This window comes from Terribacillus saccharophilus (genome assembly GCF_000725365.1).
GTDB lineage: Bacteria > Bacillota > Bacilli > Bacillales > Amphibacillaceae > Terribacillus > Terribacillus saccharophilus.
On record NZ_CP008876.1, the window covers coordinates 2,664,299 to 2,681,663 of the forward strand.

18 protein-coding genes are annotated in these 17,365 nt (G+C 44.0%); 7 read left to right on the forward strand and 11 right to left on the reverse strand.

All coding sequences use genetic code 11. From position 1 onward, the window contains the following. The first annotated feature begins 96 nt into the window (after positions 1-96). The gene (locus GZ22_RS13365; protein WP_038563421.1) at positions 97-807 is read left to right on the forward strand and encodes a FadR/GntR family transcriptional regulator; all 711 of its coding nucleotides are present in this window, start codon (positions 97-99) and stop codon (positions 805-807) included. Between the two features lie 236 nt (positions 808-1,043). Here GZ22_RS13365 and GZ22_RS13370 read toward each other — a convergent pair whose 3' ends face one another. Next, positions 1,044-2,225: an MFS transporter gene (locus tag GZ22_RS13370; protein ID WP_051748274.1), complete on the reverse strand. Its 1,182-nt coding sequence runs from the start codon at positions 2,223-2,225 to the stop codon at positions 1,044-1,046. Between the two features lie 128 nt (positions 2,226-2,353). On the opposite strand from GZ22_RS13370, the gene GZ22_RS13375 reads away from it, so the two are divergent. Then, positions 2,354-3,277, forward strand: a complete 924-nt coding sequence (locus GZ22_RS13375; protein ID WP_038563427.1) for an alpha/beta hydrolase — start codon at positions 2,354-2,356, stop codon at positions 3,275-3,277. 162 nt (positions 3,278-3,439) lie between these two features. Here GZ22_RS13375 and GZ22_RS13380 read toward each other — a convergent pair whose 3' ends face one another. Then, positions 3,440-4,852: a hypothetical protein gene (locus GZ22_RS13380; protein WP_245609672.1), complete on the reverse strand. Its 1,413-nt coding sequence runs from the start codon at positions 4,850-4,852 to the stop codon at positions 3,440-3,442. A gap of 406 nt (positions 4,853-5,258) precedes the next feature. Here GZ22_RS13380 and GZ22_RS13385 point away from each other — a divergent pair, with 406 nt between their 5' ends. The 4 genes from GZ22_RS13385 (at position 5,259) to GZ22_RS13400 (ending at position 9,605) form a co-directional block, all read left to right on the forward strand. Next, on the forward strand, positions 5,259-7,160 hold the full coding sequence (locus tag GZ22_RS13385) for a beta-glucoside-specific PTS transporter subunit IIABC (RefSeq protein WP_038563429.1): 1,902 nt from the start codon (positions 5,259-5,261) through the stop codon (positions 7,158-7,160). A gap of 22 nt (positions 7,161-7,182) precedes the next feature. Continuing rightward, positions 7,183-8,622 (forward strand): glycoside hydrolase family 1 protein, encoded by a 1,440-nt coding sequence (locus GZ22_RS13390; protein ID WP_038563432.1) that lies wholly within the window; start codon positions 7,183-7,185, stop codon positions 8,620-8,622. A 112-nt stretch (positions 8,623-8,734) separates the two neighbouring features. Next, positions 8,735-9,298: an LOG family protein gene (locus tag GZ22_RS13395; RefSeq protein WP_038563435.1), complete on the forward strand. Its 564-nt coding sequence runs from the start codon at positions 8,735-8,737 to the stop codon at positions 9,296-9,298. A gap of 10 nt (positions 9,299-9,308) precedes the next feature. After that, complete coding sequence (locus GZ22_RS13400; protein WP_245609673.1) at positions 9,309-9,605, forward strand: MazG-like family protein; 297 nt, start codon at positions 9,309-9,311, stop codon at positions 9,603-9,605. A 35-nt stretch (positions 9,606-9,640) separates the two neighbouring features. Here the strand turns inward: GZ22_RS13400 and GZ22_RS13405 are convergent, their stop codons facing one another. The 4 genes from GZ22_RS13405 to GZ22_RS13420 are packed head-to-tail and all read right to left on the reverse strand — an operon-like array spanning position 9,641 to position 13,400. Then, positions 9,641-10,708 carry an ABC transporter substrate-binding protein gene (locus GZ22_RS13405; RefSeq protein ID WP_038563438.1) on the reverse strand — a complete coding sequence of 356 codons (1,068 nt, stop codon included), beginning with the start codon at positions 10,706-10,708 and terminating at the stop codon, positions 9,641-9,643. Further along, positions 10,705-11,511, reverse strand: coding sequence for an ABC transporter permease (locus GZ22_RS13410; RefSeq protein WP_038563441.1), 807 nt, complete (start codon positions 11,509-11,511; stop codon positions 10,705-10,707). The genes GZ22_RS13405 and GZ22_RS13410 overlap by 4 nt, the downstream gene beginning before the upstream one ends. Next, positions 11,504-12,313, reverse strand: a complete 810-nt coding sequence (locus tag GZ22_RS13415; RefSeq protein WP_038563445.1) for an ABC transporter permease — start codon at positions 12,311-12,313, stop codon at positions 11,504-11,506. The genes GZ22_RS13410 and GZ22_RS13415 overlap by 8 nt, the downstream gene beginning before the upstream one ends. Beyond that, positions 12,303-13,400, reverse strand: coding sequence for an ABC transporter ATP-binding protein (locus tag GZ22_RS13420; RefSeq protein ID WP_038563448.1), 1,098 nt, complete (start codon positions 13,398-13,400; stop codon positions 12,303-12,305). The genes GZ22_RS13415 and GZ22_RS13420 overlap by 11 nt, the downstream gene beginning before the upstream one ends. 163 nt (positions 13,401-13,563) lie before the next feature. Between GZ22_RS13420 and GZ22_RS13425 the strand changes: the two genes are divergently transcribed. Beyond that, positions 13,564-13,863: a membrane protein gene (locus GZ22_RS13425; protein ID WP_038563451.1), complete on the forward strand. Its 300-nt coding sequence runs from the start codon at positions 13,564-13,566 to the stop codon at positions 13,861-13,863. Between the two features lie 55 nt (positions 13,864-13,918). Here GZ22_RS13425 and GZ22_RS13430 read toward each other — a convergent pair whose 3' ends face one another. From GZ22_RS13430 to GZ22_RS13450, 5 genes are all read right to left on the reverse strand, one after another. Then, positions 13,919-14,245 carry a four-helix bundle copper-binding protein gene (locus GZ22_RS13430; protein ID WP_084160745.1) on the reverse strand — a complete coding sequence of 109 codons (327 nt, stop codon included), beginning with the start codon at positions 14,243-14,245 and terminating at the stop codon, positions 13,919-13,921. Positions 14,246-14,383: 138 nt separating this feature from the next. Continuing rightward, positions 14,384-14,620 carry a hypothetical protein gene (locus GZ22_RS13435; protein WP_038563456.1) on the reverse strand — a complete coding sequence of 79 codons (237 nt, stop codon included), beginning with the start codon at positions 14,618-14,620 and terminating at the stop codon, positions 14,384-14,386. 86 nt (positions 14,621-14,706) lie between these two features. Further along, positions 14,707-15,138 (reverse strand): hypothetical protein, encoded by a 432-nt coding sequence (locus GZ22_RS13440; RefSeq protein WP_038563459.1) that lies wholly within the window; start codon positions 15,136-15,138, stop codon positions 14,707-14,709. A gap of 96 nt (positions 15,139-15,234) precedes the next feature. Beyond that, positions 15,235-16,467 (reverse strand): glycosyltransferase family 4 protein, encoded by a 1,233-nt coding sequence (locus GZ22_RS13445; protein ID WP_038563462.1) that lies wholly within the window; start codon positions 16,465-16,467, stop codon positions 15,235-15,237. A 123-nt stretch (positions 16,468-16,590) separates the two neighbouring features. Further along, positions 16,591-17,337, reverse strand: a complete 747-nt coding sequence (locus GZ22_RS13450; RefSeq protein WP_038563465.1) for a glycosyltransferase — start codon at positions 17,335-17,337, stop codon at positions 16,591-16,593. Positions 17,338-17,365: the final 28 nt, after the last annotated feature.

The window sequence follows — 17,365 nt, forward strand, 5'->3', positions numbered from 1 at the left end:
GAGCCGTTCTTCCTTGAGCGGCTCTTTTGTATGCGTTTGTAATTTTGTGCCATTCCCAGTATCATAGGTTTATCACATATAAAGGTGTTGGACATGATGGAGAGAGACCCATTGCAAATGAACGTGGAGCACGTGAACAGAAAAACATTATCCAAGCAAGTGGTGGAACGCATTTTGCATCTGCTGTCGAGCGGCCAGCTGAAGCCAGGGGATAAGCTGCCGACCGAAGCGGAATTCATCACAATCCTTGGAGTTAGCCGTACTGTTTTGCGCGAAGCCTTGAGTGCATTGGAGACCCTCGGCATCATTACACGTAAAACAAGGGAAGGCACATATTTCAATCTGAAGGTTGGCTCAGCACCTTTCTCCGATATGCTCAATTTGGCAAGTGATAATATCCAAGCGATTATAGAGGCAAGGATCGTTTTGGAGCTCGGACTGATTACTATTGCAACGGAGAAGATTACCGACGAACAGCTGGAAGAACTGTATGAAACGATTCTGGAAATTGAGGAATCTAAGGATAATAACTACGGTCAAGCAGATAAACAATTTCACCGGATCATTGCCTTAAGTGCGAACAACTTGATTCTCGATGGTATGATTCATTCGCTACTTTTATATCATGCAAAAATCAATAACCATATTATTGTTAGGGAAAAAGAAAAGACAGTAGCACACCATAAACGTATATATGAAGCTTTGAAGGAAAGAGATGCATACAAAGCACACACAGCAATGTACGATCACCTGCGCTTCGTACAGAAGAAGATTCTTGAAGGGCAGCAGGAGAAAAAAGGGGAATAAAAAAAGAAGCAGTGGTTCCGCAGCCGCTGCTTCTTTCTTTATTTATTCGTTATCGGATTCTTCTTCATTCAATTCAAACAGATGATCTAAGTATGGCTCTAGCTCGAATGTATTTTCCTCGGCATATGTGGTGAAAACGTCTTTTGTTAATGAACTCATGATTTGAATCCTCCTTGTGATTGGGTTTGTAGTAATAAGATACCCAATCTAGCAAACTGCTAATCATCCAATTTTGGTCAGGAGGCGATTTTTTCTTGTTTGAAGTTCCTTTTGACGGAGAGAACCTGCATCACGATCATTAAAAGATTCACAGCTATCAATACAAAAATAGAATAAGAAAAGCTTCCGGTCATATCGTTGACAGCTCCTAGAATAATAGGGCCGAATGATCCGATGATATAACCAACTGCCTGCACCATGGCCGACCAGGACGCGGCCGCCTGGTGGGTAGTTGTCACATCGATTGGCAGCAGCAGATTCATTGCGAACAAGCCGCCAGCACCGAGCCCGATGAAGCAGGCTGCCAGCCAAGGAAGGAAGGATAAGAAAATCATTCCAAAGCCGATCAGTTCGAATATGGCGGCCGTGACAAGCCAGAACAGACGGCTTGGAATCTTCTTCAGCAAATAAGGTACAGCCAAGTTAGCTGGTACTTGCAGAATCATAAAAATGACGAGCAAGTTGGCCGCGTACACCTTGCTGTAACCCATGTTTTCTACGATAGGAGGAAGCCAGGCAGTCAAGGAATAGAAAATGAACGCCATACCGCCAAAAGAGAAGGTGAGAAGCCAGGCATTCCATTGATTCCATGGCAGTTTCTCAGCGCCGCCGAAAGTTTGAATTGCCCTGTCTTTCTTTTTTTGAGGCAAGACGACGAGGACCCAAATGACAATTGCAAGCAGTGCTAAAAATGACCATGCAGCCAAAGCGATTTGCCAGGAGTCGAATAGATGCTGAATAGGTGCTACGCCTCCTGAAGCCATACCAGCACCAACAGCCAGAGCGGCGGTATAAATACTAATCATGACCGCACTATTATTAGGAAAGTATTTTTTTATGAAACCTGAAAGCAGCGGGCCCGCGGCTGCAATACCGATACCTGCCAAGAAAGCTGTAATCAGCAGGAAGAAAGAAGTGTGTGTGAACAGGCGAATGATGGTACCAACGCCAATAACGGCTAAGGACCAGCCAATCACATATTCAAGTGAAAAACGATTGGCTAATTTGGCAGCAGCCGGCGAAAAGATACCCATACATAAAACGGGTATGGAAGTGAGCAGGCTTGCACTAGATGCATTCATATGTAATTCAGATTGGATGATTTCAATAAGCGGAGAAATTGAATTAATTGCTGGACGTAAATTAAGTGCTGCTACGAATAAAGCGATGCCTAACCAGATATACGTTGATTTCTTCACATGCTGTACCCCCATCAGTTTCGAATTATCTTATTGTAAACCTTGACTGGTGTTGCTGCAATGCATCGATGTTTAAATTGCAGTAAGATAGTGGAAAATTGAATAGGAATATAAAGGGGGGAAACAGCATGGGATTGAATCCAAAAATTGAGGCATTTTTAAAAGAAGTAAACGCCCATCCGATATCGCTTGAATTGGTCTCACCTGAGCAGTTTCGCAACCAGGCGAGGATGCAGGAAGATGCACCGAAACAAGAAGTAGCTAAAGTAGAAGACAGTCAGATCGAATTACATGATAGGACGCTGCCAATCCGTATCTATCGTTCTGAAAATAAGACGCAGCCGGCACTTGTCTTTTTTCATGGCGGCGGCTGGGTGGTTGGCAGCATTGATTCGCACGATGCTACTTGCCGCGAAATTGCCAATTTGGCAGATTGTACGGTAATCTCGGTAGATTACCGTCTGGCGCCAGAACATAAATTCCCGGCAGCAGTGGAAGATGCTTATGATTCCTTCCAATGGATAGCCGCCAATGCAGATCAATTAGGAATTGAACACGACAACATAGCTGTCGGAGGAGATAGTGCAGGCGGGAATCTGGCAACAGTTGTATGTCTGCTGACAGAAGAAAGAAGCGGACAACAACCTGTATTCCAATTGCTTTTATACCCATCGATAGGTTATATCGGAGAAGAGCCAGCCTCTTTGCGTGAAAACGCGGAAGGCTATTTGTTGACCAAACGTTTGATGAATTGGTTCCGAAGTCATTATTACCGAACGGAAGCAGACCGCCTTAACCCGTATGCATCACCAGTTCATTCTGAGCTTCTGCATACATTGCCGCCTGCAGCGATTTTGACAGCTCAATATGATCCGCTGCGGGACGAAGCACTGGCGTATGCTGAACGTTTAAAGCAGGTGGGTGTCGATGTATTCGTGAAAAATTACGATGGGCTGATTCATGGCTTTGCGGGTTTTACAGCTGAAGTAGAAGAAGCGTATCAAGCTGTGGCAGAAGGGGCTGCTCAGCTGAAACAAGCTCTGCATAAATGATTGTGATGTACCGTTATCCTACCAAGTCGATGATGAGAGAAATCTATAAAATCATACAAACATTGTAATAGAAAAACCGTACTTAAATCTTCATAAAGAAGATCTCACTTAGTACGGTTTTTGATTTGGGTAAAACATTCATGTCTAAAGTCTCTGTATCTCTTACAATAACCAAATTCCGATGGTGGTAGAAAGTAAAAGTCCGATAACGACTGGGATAAAACACTGCCTTACTAATTCCATCACCGGCACTCGTGCAAATCCAGCAATCGCTACTATAGAGGACCAGGCAATCAGCGTGCCGCCGCCAACCCAAACAGCTCCCATTTGCCCAATTGCAGCAAGCGTAGAAGCATCCATACCGACAGCAGGTGCTAGGGCACCTGAAAGGGCTCCGACGAGAGGGAGTCCGGAAAAGCCTGAACCATCCAGCCCAGTTACCATACCGACTATCAGCAAACCAAATCCAGCGAAAATTGGATTCTCTGGAATATAATTCTGACCAGCCTCTACTAAATCAAAAAGAAAGGAAGGAGCCCCAGCGGCATCTTCCAGACCGAATATCCTGGCAGATATTTCTCCGCTTCCTAAAAAGAAGAATCCTGCAATCGGAATAACCGGCCCCATTGCCCGAAAAGCAAAGGTAAAGCCATCTACCAAGTGGTCACTCACATTATGCAAGGACTGTTTCCAACTGTAAGCGATCGCTGCTGCAATCATAAGCAGAATCGCGGTACCTCCGATTAAAGCAGCACCAGCCCCACCCTCAAGAGAAGCGGTATTGCTAAAGGCCGTATAAGCCATGTAGATAACGACAACAAGAAAGGCTGCGGGCACCAGAATCGCAAACAAAATACTGAATTTAGGTTTTTTACCAGAGTGAGCGTCACTAGACGCTTCGTTATCGTTCCATCTTTCCAGGTGCATAATGGAAGGAGAAGAGATTTTCTTTCGAATACGGAAGTATGCTAGTAGCAAGGCTGTGATACCGGTAATAAGCGATAATATAAGCGCTTTGTCTGCCACTTCAGCAGTTTCTACACCAGCGGCTGTTGCACTCAGCATCGGCGCAATCTTAATAATATAGTCAGAAGAAAGCGCCATACCTTGGCCGGCAATTGCCATTGCCACACCAGTGGCTAGTGGCGGCAGACCGGCTTTGATAGCAACAGGGAGCAGAATTGCACCTACGAGCGGCACTGCAGGTGTAGGCCAAAAGAATAGGGAAATACAGTACGTAATGAATGCCAATACCCAAAAGGAAGTATGGCCGTTAGTCATTATATAACCAAAAGGGCGAATCATCCGCTCATCAGCCTGCAATGCTTTTAAAGACTGCAGCAGAGCGGTCATAACGGTAATAATTAAGAAGATATTAAATAGCTCTGAAGCAGCTGTGAGACTTGCGCTGAAGGTTGCTTGCAGTCCTTCTACAAGCGTCCCCGTGTACATCCAACCCACTAAGAAAGTCATCAATAATGATGGAACCAGCACATTTTGTCGAAAAAGCATCGTTAAAATAATTAAAAGTGTTCCTGCCAGATACATCCAATGGGCCATTGTCAAGTCTGTCAAGCGGGTTCCTCCTTCATCTCATCATGTGCCATAGCCTATGTAAGACAGAAGAAACCGGTGACTATTGCTTAATTGGATCGTTTAAATGAATTCTGTTTTTTTCATATACCAACAGTAAATGATATCTATCAGAACGAATAAAAAAATATATATTGAAAGCGTTGACAATAATCCGCTTACATGATAAATTGAGTGTGTAATACAAACAACCGAATACAACTATCCTTTAGGATTGTTACTGATAAGCAGGCAAAACCTAAATTATATTCCGAAGACAGAGGTAACTCTGTGCACGGGATGTAGTTTGGGTTTTTTTGTGTACCAGCCTTATGCTTATCCCAAACAAAAAAGGATAAAGGCGGCATCCTTTATCCTTACTATAATATCCCCGAATGGAGGGTCTATCATGAATCATAGTAAAACAGCAGAAGAAATTTTGCAATTAGTAGGCGGAGAATCAAACGTACAAAATGTCATCCATTGTATGACACGCCTTCGCTTCAACTTGTACGATAACAGTAAAGCAGATCGGCAAGCGCTGGAGCAAGTAGATGGTGTTCTTGGTTCCAATATCAGCGGCAGTCAGTTTCAGCTGATTATCGGCAACGAGGTACCTAAGGTGTATAAGGAAATTATAGCAAATAGTAATTTAAGTGAATCAAAGAGTACAGAAGGCGAAGAATCAAAACAAAAGAAAAATGTAATCAGCTCTATCTTCGACGTTATTTCCGGTGTATTCACGCCGATTCTGCCAGCTATCGCTGGTGCCGGTATGATCAAGGGTATTGCTGCGTTGCTAGTGACATTCGGCTGGCTTCAAGAAGCCTCCCAGACGTATCAAATTTTGACTGTAATTGGAGACGGAGCGTTCTACTTCCTGCCGATACTTCTGGCCATCAGTGCAGCGCGTAAATTCGGGTCCAATCCGTATGTAGCAGCTGCGATAGGAGCAGCCATACTGCATCCGACGCTGACTGCTATGTTCGCAGAAGGAGGATCCATCTCCTTTGTCGGATTGCCAGTAACAGTCGCAACCTATTCATCTACGGTTATACCAATCTTGCTGGCTATCTGGATTGCGTCTTATGTGGAGAAATGGGTAGACCGTGTAACACATGCTTCCTTAAAGCTGATCGTTGTCCCGACAGTAACTTTATTAGTTGTAGTGCCAGTTACCTTGATTACAGTAGGACCACTTGGAGCTATAGCTGGTAACTACTTGTCTACGGGAACAAACTTCTTATTCCAGAATGCTGGAATTGTCGCTATGATCCTGCTTGCAGGTACGTTCTCGCTTATCATCATAACTGGTATGCATTACGCGCTTGTGCCAATTATGCTGAATAATATTGCAGTAAATGGCTTTGATTACATGATCCCAGCCATGTTCCTTGCCAACTTTGGACAAGCTGGTGCTGCATTTGCGGTTGCAATGCGATCTAAAAACAAAAAATTCAAGTCATTGTCCTTCACAACTGCTTTAACAGCAACAATGGGTGTTACAGAGCCTGCTATGTACGGGGTTAATATGCGATTGAAGAAACCATTCGTTGCAGCCTTGATAGGTGCTGCTGCCGGTGGATTATTATATGCACTTACAGATGTAAAAGCCTACATCGTTGCCGGTATGGCAGGACTTCCAGGTCTTCCGACTTTCGTAGGACCAGAGTTCATATTTGCTATTCTTGGTCTCGTCCTGGCATTCGTTGCAGCAGCTGTTATGACATGGATCATGGGCTTTGAAGATGTTGCAGCACCTGCTGAGGAAACAACAACGACAGAAGAAAAAGCAGTAGATACAGCAGAAGAAACAGATTCTGAGAAAGCATCCGAAGTCATCGCTAGTCCACTAACAGGAGAGGTTCGCTCGCTTTCAGAAGTAAGTGATCCGACATTTGCGCAGGAAATCATGGGTAAAGGTACAGCAATCTTCCCGACAGTAGGTGAAGTAGTATCTCCGGTAGATGGTGAAGTAGTTACGCTATTCGCAACGAAACATGCAATTGGCTTAAGAAGTACAAATGGCTCTGAAGTGCTGATTCATGTCGGTATTGATACGGTGAAATTGAATGGGGAACATTTCACAGCTCATATCGCATCAGGCGATAAAGTTCAAAAAGGACAAAAGCTTGTGTCCTTTGATATAGAAGCCATTCAAGCAGCAGGATATGACGTAATAACACCTATTATCATCACAAATACAGCTGAATATGAAGATATCACAGCACTTGCAGAAGGCGCTGTTAACAGCGGTGAAGCAATACTGGATTTGGCAGTTCCTGCAACAACATCAAAAGAAGCATCTTAATTCATAAAAGGAGAGATAGACTATGACAAATCAAACAGTATTTCCACAAGGATTCCTATGGGGCGGCGCAACAGCTGCCAACCAAATGGAAGGAGGCTTCCATGAAGGCAATAAAGGCTTGAATATCGCGGATGTACTTCCGGGCGGAAAAGAGCGTCTGCGCATCTTAGCAGAGCCAGGATTTGATTTCGAAATCGATACGGATAAATACACGTACCCGAACCACGAAGCAATCGACTTCTATCACCGTTATAAAGAAGATATTGCGCTATTTGCAGAAATGGGCTTTAAAGTATTCCGTATGTCTATTGCTTGGACTCGTATCTTCCCGAAAGGCGATGAACTTGAGCCGAATGAGGAAGGACTTGCATTCTATGATCGTGTGTTCGATGAGCTGCTTAAACACGGTATCGAGCCGGTTGTTACAATCTCTCACTATGAGATGCCAGTTAACCTAGTAAAAGAATATGGCGGCTGGAAGAGCCGTGAGGTCATTACTTTCTTCGAGCGTTATGCAAAAGCTGTTCTCGATCGCTACAAAGATAAAGTCAAATATTGGATGACGTTCAATGAAATCAATAGCGGACTTATCATGCCGATCATGAGCCTAGGTTTCTCCATCCAGCCGGGTGAACATAAGTATCAATCCGTTGTCCAAGGGTTGCATCATCAGTTTATTGCCAGTGCGAAAGCTGTTCAATACTGTCACGAAATAAGTCCAGAGGCGCAGATTGGCTGTATGATCATTTATGCACCGGTATATGCGTATGACAGCAAGCCGGAAAATATCTTCTACGCAGATCAGGAAGCACGTCTGTTCAACAACTACTGTGGAGATGTGATGGTGCGCGGTGCTTATCCAGCCTTCGCTAAACGCTTCTTCAAAGAACAAGGTGTGGAGCTGCAAATCGAAGAAGGAGACTTGGAAACAATCCAAGCGGGAACAGTTGATTATATCGGTTTCAGCTATTACATGTCTCGTACAGAGAAAGCAGAAAAGAGCGAAGAAGAAATGTCACAGGGTAATATCATGTCTGGTGTGAAGAACCCGTTCCTAAAAGCAAGCGACTGGGGCTGGGAAATCGATCCGTTGGGACTGCGTATTGCAATGAATGATATGTATGATCGCTATCAAGTGCCGTTGTTCATCGTAGAAAACGGACTTGGAGCGTATGATAAAGTCGAAGCAGATGGAAGCATCAACGATGATTACCGTATCGACTATCTTCGCGACCATATTGGAGCAATGGGAGAAGCAATTGAAGATGGCGTGGAATTGATGGGCTATACAAGCTGGGGCTGCATCGACTTGGTAAGTGCTTCTACAGGGGAGTACTCCAAGCGATATGGTTTCATCTACGTAGATAAGCATGATGATGGGAGCGGTACATTGGAACGGAGCCGGAAGAAATCGTTCCATTGGTACAAAAATGTTATTGAAACAAATGGTGCACAACTGTAAGTGAGAAAAACCTTATCCAGATAATCTGGATAAGGTTTTTCTTTGTTTTTGGCCCTTGACGTAAAAATTAACCGTATAATGTTCATGATATTATTTTTTGGGGGTAAGAAACATGAAAGCTATAGCAGTATATTGCGGATCGAGCAATGGTGTTCATCCAATCTACAAAGAAGAGGCAGTCCGGCTCGGGAAGTATCTCGCAGAACAAGGATTGGATTTGATATATGGAGGCGCTACTGTTGGCTGTATGGGAGCCGTAGCAGATGCTGTCATGGAAGCAGGCGGCCGGGTGATTGGAGTTATACCAGAGAAACTGAAACAAGTTGAGATCGCACATCAGCATCTCACAGAATTACATGTAGTTGAAACAATGCATGAAAGAAAAGCACTAATGGCCGATTTAGCCGATGGATTCATTGCGATGCCTGGAGGAACGGGAACTCTAGAGGAGTGGTTCGAGATGTTTACGTGGGCTCAGCTTGGTTATCACGAGAAGCCTTGTGCACTACTGAATACAAATGAATATTATACCCCGATGCTATCACTGTTCGATCATATGATTGAGCAAGGGTTTATCAAAGCTGATTATAAAGAGCTGATTCTTATGGAGCAGGATCCAACTAAATTGGTTGATACCATGCTGAAATATGAGCCAGCTTATATACATAAGTGGTAAGAGGGAGGAAATGATGGACAATTACTTAGAGAGATTGAAAAAGCTGAGTGATCTGGAGCCAAAGACACTGGAGCAAATGGCATTAAAGTTGTCTGAAGAAGCCGGCGAAGTTTCACAGGCTGTGCTTTCTTATTCAGATGCAAGCGGCAGCGGTTATAAGCAGCTGGATAAAGAAGACATCAAGGAAGAATGTGTTGATACAGTCCTAGTCGCGCTATCACTATTTTATAAGCTCTCCGATCGGGAGGGGGAACTACAGGAATTGCTTGATAAGAAGATGACAAAGTGGGAAAGTAATATCAGTTAAACAAAAAGGCATGCGCCAGAGCGCATGCCTTTGCTTTATTCCATCTTAAATTTCAGGAATAATTCATTATATCGAGCCAGGTTTTCTTTGCCTAGGTTCTCATAAACTTCGAGGCGGTCTGTCAATTCCGGCGGCGGGTAAAAGCGTTCATCATTGACCATTTCCTCAGGCATATATTGCAATGCTTCTTTGTTCGGAGTGGAGTAACTTACATACTCGGTATTCTGTGCAGCAACTTTCGGATCGAGCATGAAGTTGATGAATTCATGCGCAGCATCAATATTCTTAGCTGTTTTCGGAATGACCATGTTATCGAACCATAGATTGGAGCCTTCTTCTGGTACGACATAGTCAAGATCCTCATTTTCTGCCATGATCTCCGAAGCATCTCCAGACCACGTTATTCCAATCGAAACCTCTCCAGATGCCATCAGCAGCTTGTTTTCATCCCCAAGCAGTGCTCTGACATTCGGTTTTAGGCTGACAAGTTTATCATATGCTTCTTGTAAATGTTCTAGGTCTGTATCGTTGAGGGAATAATGAAGGCTGTTCAGTCCCATTCCCACGATTTCACGCGCACCATCAATCAGCACGATTTTATTTTTCAAACTAGGATCCCATAGATCTTCCCAGCTATCAAACTCGATGCCGTCAATTTGCTTCGTGTTGTATACAATACCAACGGTTCCCCAGAAATAGGGTACAGAATACTTGTTTTCGGGATCGAAAGGCAGATCCATGAAGCGGGAGTCGATATTCTTCAGATTCGGTATCTTGCTGTGATCAATCGGCAGCAGCAAATCCTCTTCTTTCATTTTTTCAATCGTATACTCGGAAGGAACTGCTACATCATAGCTTGTTCCACCTTGCTGAATTTTTGTCATCATTGCCTCATTCGAATCGAATGTTTCATAGACAACGGTAATACCTGTTTCTTTTTCGAACTCATCTATTACTGCTGGATCAACATAGTCGCCCCAGTTGTAAACGGTAAGCGTATTGCCGCCAGAGTAACCTTGTGAAGCATTCAAGCGCGAAATCGTAACGAGCAGAATAGCGCTCACAGCAATGATCACAACAGCTAAACGTATCAGCTGCTTCATTTGAGCACCTCCAGATCAGGCGATTTCTTGCCACGTCGGGTAATGAAATAATATATAACGACTATCAGCATCGTAACAAGGAAAATGATTGCTGAAAGTGCATTGATAGACAAGGAAATACCTTGTCTTGCTAAGGAATAAATCTCGACGGATAATGTCGTGAAACCATTCCCTGTTACAAAGAACGTAACGGCAAAGTCATCAAGTGAGTAGGTAAGCGCCATGAAAAAGCCGGCGAATATACCGGGAGTGATATAAGGAATCACTACTTTTGTGATAACTTCCCAGCGTGATGCCCCAAGATCTCTTGCTGCATCAAGCAGAGAAGAACTCATCTCGGACAGCTTCGGCAACACCATTAAAACAACGATCGGGATACTGAATGCGATATGCGACAGCAGCACAGAATAGAAGCCAAGCTGGATACCTGCAATCGTGAACAGGATTAAGAAGGATGCGCCGATGATGACATCTGGGCTAACAATCAAGATATTGTTCAATGACAGCAGGGCATTCTTTGTCCTGCTGGAACGTATTTTATAAATCATCATTGCTCCAAGCACGCCGATGACCGTTGAGATCAAGGCAGAGAGGAGGGCAATGACGATGGTATTCAAAACAATGATCAAAAGCCGAGTATCTTGGAACAGCTCTTTGTACCAATCAAATGTGAAGCTTTCGAAATTATACATATTGCCGCCGCTGTTGAACGAATAAAAAATCAAGTAAAAGATAGGTAAATACAACAGCGCAAACATAACGATCAGAAAAAAACGTGACAGGGGAGATATTCTCTTATCCACGTGCTCTCCTCCTTTTCGTACCGGTTGCAAACATGATGATGAACATGAAAATGATCAGGAAGACAGCAATAGTCGATCCCATGCCCCAGTTCTGTGTAACTAGGAATTGTTGCTCTATGGCCGTACCAAGGGTAATAACTTGGCTACCGGCGATAAGGCGAGTGAGCATGAACAATGACAGAGCTGGAATAAACGTAATCTGACATCCTGCTTTCACACCATCAATCGTTAATGGAAAGACAATCCGGCGGAACGTCGTCCAGCGTGATGCTCCCAAGTCATTCGCTGCATCAAGGTAAGTTGGATTCAATTTATCTAATGCATTGAAGATAGGCAGAATCATGAATGGGATGAATATATAGACGGAAACAAATACAAAGCTGAAATCGGTGAATAGAAGCTGCTTCGATCCAATGCCGATTGTTTCCAGGAATTTATTCGCCATTCCATATGTGCCAAAGATGCCGAGGAAAGCATAAGCTTTCAATAGCAGGTTGATCCAGCTTGGCACTATGATCAATAAGAGCCACAGCTGCTTATGCTTCAATTTGGTCAGCAAATAAGCTATCGGGTATGCAAACAGCAGTGTAATTAGCGTAATCAGGAAAGCATACCAGAAGGAGCTTAACGTCATCTCCAAATAGATAGGTGTAAAGAAGTTTCGATAGTTGGTTAAGGAAAAATTACCTTCCAGATCCTGAAAAGAATAGTACAGCACTAATAATATTGGTGCGATCACAAAGAAAGCGACCCAGATAACATAAGGGATCGTATACAGGTTGCGAGTCGTCTTATTCTCCATCGTCGTACGCCTCAAGTCGTTTATCGAATTCTTCCTCCGTCTCATTCAGACGCATAACGTGAATAGCTTCTGGCTCGAAGGCAAGTCCGATTTCCTCTCCTACAACAGCTTTCTTCGTGGAGTGAACCAGCCATTCGTTACCAGCATCATCGTAGCTGGAGATTTCGTAATGGACCCCGCGGAATAGCTGGGAATCCACCTTTACGCGCAGATTTCCGGCTTCTGCGCTTGTTATATGCAAATCCTCGGGTCGAATGACAATTTCAATTGGCTCATTCGGCTGCAGACCTTGGTCAACACAGGCGAAACGTTTGCCGGTGAACTCTACTTCGTAATCCCGAATCATCCGGCCATCAACAATGTTGGATTCTCCGATAAAGTCGGCCACAAAACGGTTAATTGGCTCATCATATATGTCAGTTGGTGTGCCGCTTTGTTCAATCTTGCCGTTGTTCAGAACAAATATCTCATCCGAGAGTGCAAGCGCCTCTTCCTGGTCATGCGTTACGAAGATGAACGTGATGCCCAGACGCTGCTGCATCTCACGTAATTCGTATTGCATTTCTGTACGTAATTTCAGGTCTAGTGCGGATAATGGTTCATCCAGCAAAATTACTTCGGGTTCGTTCACGACAGCACGTGCAATGGCCACACGCTGACGCTGCCCGCCTGACATTTCACTGATTTCCCGCTTTTCGTAACCAGCCAGGTTAACAAAACGCAAGGCTTCCTTCACCTTTTCGTCGATTTGCTTCTGAGGCATCTTTTTGATGCGCAAACCAAAGGCGACGTTTTCATATACATTTAGATGAGGAAATAGAGCATAATCCTGAAATACTGTGTTTACAGACCTTTTGTTGGCAGGGATTTTATTCAAAGGTTTCCCATCAAATAACATCTCTCCGGAAGTTGATTCCGTGAACCCGGCAATCAGACGCAAAATTGTCGTTTTTCCGCACCCGGAAGGACCTAAGAGGGTATAGAATTTACCACGCTCGATTTCAAAGCTGACATTGTCCAAAACGGTGGTATCTTTATCGTACTGCTTCATTACATTGTTGAATTGAATGATCGGTTTCTTTGTCATTGTCATCTCCCTTGTTTCTTTTCCGTATTTTGATTCTAAAAATCTTGACGTTCCATTATACGACATAAAAAGGCACGTTGAATAGAATTTTTTTCAGATGGAACATTTTGCTGTATGATACGTATATGTAGAAAACCGAGTACGTATAGAGAGGACGAAATGTATGTCTGCAACGAGAACCATGAAGCTGATCACAGGAATACTGGAAGCAATCCTGGCAATTCCTGTCCTTGGCGCTATCATCATTGTATCCAATGGGTGGATGCCGTTAGTCATTATGCTAGTACTTCATATCATTACGCTTGTGCTTGCTGTCCGAGTTCAAGGGCCGCTCGCTGGAAGCATCGTCGGAATTGTCGCATCTGCTCTTGGATGGATACCTTTCGTTGGCTGGATTCTGCACGCAGCAGCTGCAATTGTATTGCTGGTAGAGGCTTTCTCCAGACGACTGCAACGACGGTAATAATAGCATATCCATAAAATGAAAAAGACTGCCATCTCTAAAGGCAGTCTTTTTGTTAAGCAGCCATATTTCGGCATGCGTCAGCGCAGGCAAAGCACGCATCTGCGCAATCCTGGCAATGATCCGCTTCATGCTGTCTGCAGATTTCGCCACAGGCTTGGCATACTTCTGCGCATAATGTACAAATCTGTTCGGCAAACGGACTGTTCCGCTGCATAGATTGAATTGCAAAAGCGCACATATCTGCACATTCCCGGTCCATGCGGATGCAATCTGCCATCATCTTCACGTCATCTTCTAACAGACAGGCATCATAGCACCTGTTGCAAGCTTGCATGCATTCCAGACAAGCTTGAATACACTTCTCATAATCTGTATTCATCATCGTTCCTCCTTTTATTCGTCGATAAATATTTACCCTGTATTTTTCTATGTATAACCTAAGAAAGGTCGGAACACGTTCTAACTATGATTTTCCATGAAAAAACGGCAAACCAACTTGGTTTGCCGTTTTTATTTATTAGTAAGGCAATATAGGTGTGCGAGGAGATAGGAATGAAGCTCCGGGTTGATTACCCCAGATGGTACCGCCAACTTCTGGATCGACGTCAAATCCGTCCTCAAAGTCATCATCCCGTCCACGTCCGCGACCACGGCCGCCATCACGGCCATCAAAGCCTTGAGTGATGTACTGACCAGTAACTCTTCTTCTTCCTAGAAAACTACCTTGCCTATCTGTCGAATCATTTCTAGGCATTAAATTCACCACCTTTCTAAAATAGAATATGAATTCAGATTCGAATAGTCACGGCGCTTTAAGCAGAGAATTCGTCTAGTCTAGCGTTAGCCTGTGAATGCAATACCATAAAAGCTTTCAGGACCAACTCGAACGGTTCCAAGCAAGTTGGAAGAGACGAATGCAGTATACGTCAACTGACCGCTTGCAGGCGGTGAGACGTTAATATCAGCTGCGACGAAGTTAAATGCTTGCGGTCCGAGAAGTTCAAGATCCAAGTTAGAGGAAGCAGAGAAAACAACTGGATCCGATATCTGCGTACCTCGGACAATGGTGACGCTGACAGTTGTCAAAGCTGGAAGAAGAGGTAGCTGCAATGAGATAATGCCGCTCATCTGCACTCGAATCGGTGTTGTAGTTCCAGCAGTGATGAGCCCGATCTGACCGAATATTTGCGGCGTGCCGAGCAGTAGTGGAATGGAAATCGAGTTTGATGTGCTGGCGTTTTGGGATGTTCTTGCATCTAGTACTGTAACCAAGTTTATATCCTCCCTTCAAAAAGAAGATACTATAATATATGAACGTATCTTCGATCTGTAAAGGACAGCCATCTTGGTGCAAGTTCACCGTTTCTATCAGTCTGGTAAAGAAAGGGCTCTTTTATAGAGTTTTTCTGTATTTCCCCCCATGTTTACTAACGACCATTGCTTGGTTGCCCATGTCTTAGCTTGTGCTGCCAACTGTTGACGCAGGGTAGGGGCATCCAGCAGACGTGCGAGTTGGTGTGCCAGACTAGTTGAATTGCCAGCTTCCGAAATAAGACCGGTAACACCATCTTCGACCATTTCCGGCAGCCCTCCTGCATCACTCACCACTACGGGTATACCAATCAGCTGCGCCTCCATGACAGAGTGGGGCTGGGTATCCTGCAGGCTTGGCAAGACGAAAATATCAGCTGTCTCCAGGAAGTCCTTTACATTTGGCGCAGACCCAAGTAATCGGATGTCAGATAATAGATCTGCATCTTCCATTTGATCGGTGAAACGCTTAATCGCTTCCTCGAAACCATCACCAAGAATCCAGCATTCCCAGTCTGGTGTAATAGTTTTTAATTGTCGCAGTGCTTCAATGAGCACATGTACGCCTTTTAGCTGGACAAGCCTGCCGACGAAAAGAATGACTGGTTTGGTTGCAGTGGGTATTCGGTCAAGCTGTTGTGGACGATTGTTAAATGATGCAATGTCCATTCCATATGGAAACTGTACAAAGCGAGCTTCGGGAATTCGGTGCTGCTGGATCAGATTCTTTTTTGTAATATCTGCTTGGGTATGGATGAATTCACTAACATGACAGCCGATGTGCTCGATGTGCTCATGATATTGGTATTCCAAGCTGGTGTATAGTTCTTCGTCTGTTTTCCTCGGGTAAATTCCTTTAAGTGCCAAGAAAATTTCCTTCGTCAAATAACCATGGACACTTGTGACAAGTGGGATGTGATCTGGCTTGATCCTTTCCATGGCACTAGCAGCAATAACATCCTGTGCGTGAATTACATCATACTTAGAAATATCGAGAGCAAGAGCTGTCATTTCCAGGCTGTAGCGCAAGACCTCCGTTGTATGGATCCAGGAGCCAGCTTCAAGATTCGGAAAGGCAGCAGCGAGCTCAGTTTCGATGTGAGGGCGGATATCTGCTACCTTAAATGGAGCTTTCTGACCAATGATCCTATATTCTGATAGACTTTCTGTCTGAGCAAGCACATCAACGTCATGTCCGATTCGTCTCAATTCATTTGAAAGATTGTTCACGACTGTCCATAGGCCGCCAACATGTGGAAGCGGATAATAGGAAACGAGCAGTACTTTCATATATAGCCAGCCACCTTTAGATTGTTTTACGGTGATTTTCCATCAGTGGGAAGAAACGGGCATCCGGAAGGGTATAGCCCGCTGGAGCCCGTCTAATAAGCAATTCAAATTGTTGTTTATCCATCATGAGGACTCCTTTGTATTGAATGATGCATATTTCTCCAGATATTCATCCAATATTGGTCGGTAATAGTCTTCAATTGTCTTAATTTCATGCTTTATTTGAGGCTGGAATCTTGATGTGCCAGACTCTGCGTGTGATCGGAAATGAATCAACACTTGATCTATATAATGCATGTGGAAGCCTGTGAGGAGCATGCGGAACCACATGTCATAATCATGGGTATACAAAAAGCCCGGATTGAAAAGTCCGGTCGTGTCAAAAACATCTTTCCTCGCCACAATCGTACATCCGTTAACCGGGTTTTCCGTGCGGAAAGATTCATAGACTTCCTTTTCGTTTTGGGCAGGAGAAAATCGTTTTCCGCACCAAGGATAGAAAACTTGATTATCTTTATCTATTAAATGGTAGTTTGCAAAACTTACAAGAGCATTGTTCGCAAGCATATATTCCATCTGTACCTGTATCTTCTCTGGCAGGAATATATCATCGGAGCTTAGCCAGGCGATATATTCACCAGTGCTTTTTTCAATACCATGATTCAAAGCGGTAGCTGTACCGCCGTTTTCTTTACGGATATACGTAATATGTTCCAGATACGGTTCGAGCTTATCAAGTTCAGTTGTAGACCCATCGTCAACAAGCAGCACCTCGATGTTTGGATATGTTTGATCCAAGGAGCTCTGAATAGCATGAGGAACGTATTTGTCATTATAAAATGGGATGATGATCGTTACTTTAGGCAGCACGTATGCTTCCTCCTCTAATCGTCATAAT

What these genes read in the sequence shown, in the direction of transcription:
- GZ22_RS13405 (WP_038563438.1), bottom strand. Translation starts at nt 10,708, where the DNA reads ATGAAGCAGCTGATACGTTTAGCTGTTGTGATCATTGCTGTGAGCGCT.
- GZ22_RS13395 (WP_038563435.1), top strand. Translation starts at nt 8,735, where the DNA reads ATGAAAGCTATAGCAGTATATTGCGGATCGAGCAATGGTGTTCATCCA.
- GZ22_RS13390 (WP_038563432.1), top strand. Translation starts at nt 7,183, where the DNA reads ATGACAAATCAAACAGTATTTCCACAAGGATTCCTATGGGGCGGCGCA.
- GZ22_RS13420 (WP_038563448.1), bottom strand. Translation starts at nt 13,400, where the DNA reads ATGACAAAGAAACCGATCATTCAATTCAACAATGTAATGAAGCAGTAC.
- GZ22_RS13400 (WP_245609673.1), top strand. Translation starts at nt 9,309, where the DNA reads ATGATGGACAATTACTTAGAGAGATTGAAAAAGCTGAGTGATCTGGAG.
- GZ22_RS13365 (WP_038563421.1), top strand. Translation starts at nt 97, where the DNA reads ATGGAGAGAGACCCATTGCAAATGAACGTGGAGCACGTGAACAGAAAA.
- GZ22_RS13375 (WP_038563427.1), top strand. Translation starts at nt 2,354, where the DNA reads ATGGGATTGAATCCAAAAATTGAGGCATTTTTAAAAGAAGTAAACGCC.
- GZ22_RS13430 (WP_084160745.1), bottom strand. Translation starts at nt 14,245, where the DNA reads ATGAATACAGATTATGAGAAGTGTATTCAAGCTTGTCTGGAATGCATG.
- GZ22_RS13435 (WP_038563456.1), bottom strand. Translation starts at nt 14,620, where the DNA reads ATGCCTAGAAATGATTCGACAGATAGGCAAGGTAGTTTTCTAGGAAGA.
- GZ22_RS13445 (WP_038563462.1), bottom strand. Translation starts at nt 16,467, where the DNA reads ATGAAAGTACTGCTCGTTTCCTATTATCCGCTTCCACATGTTGGCGGC.
- GZ22_RS13415 (WP_038563445.1), bottom strand. Translation starts at nt 12,313, where the DNA reads ATGGAGAATAAGACGACTCGCAACCTGTATACGATCCCTTATGTTATC.
- GZ22_RS13385 (WP_038563429.1), top strand. Translation starts at nt 5,259, where the DNA reads ATGAATCATAGTAAAACAGCAGAAGAAATTTTGCAATTAGTAGGCGGA.
- GZ22_RS13425 (WP_038563451.1), top strand. Translation starts at nt 13,564, where the DNA reads ATGTCTGCAACGAGAACCATGAAGCTGATCACAGGAATACTGGAAGCA.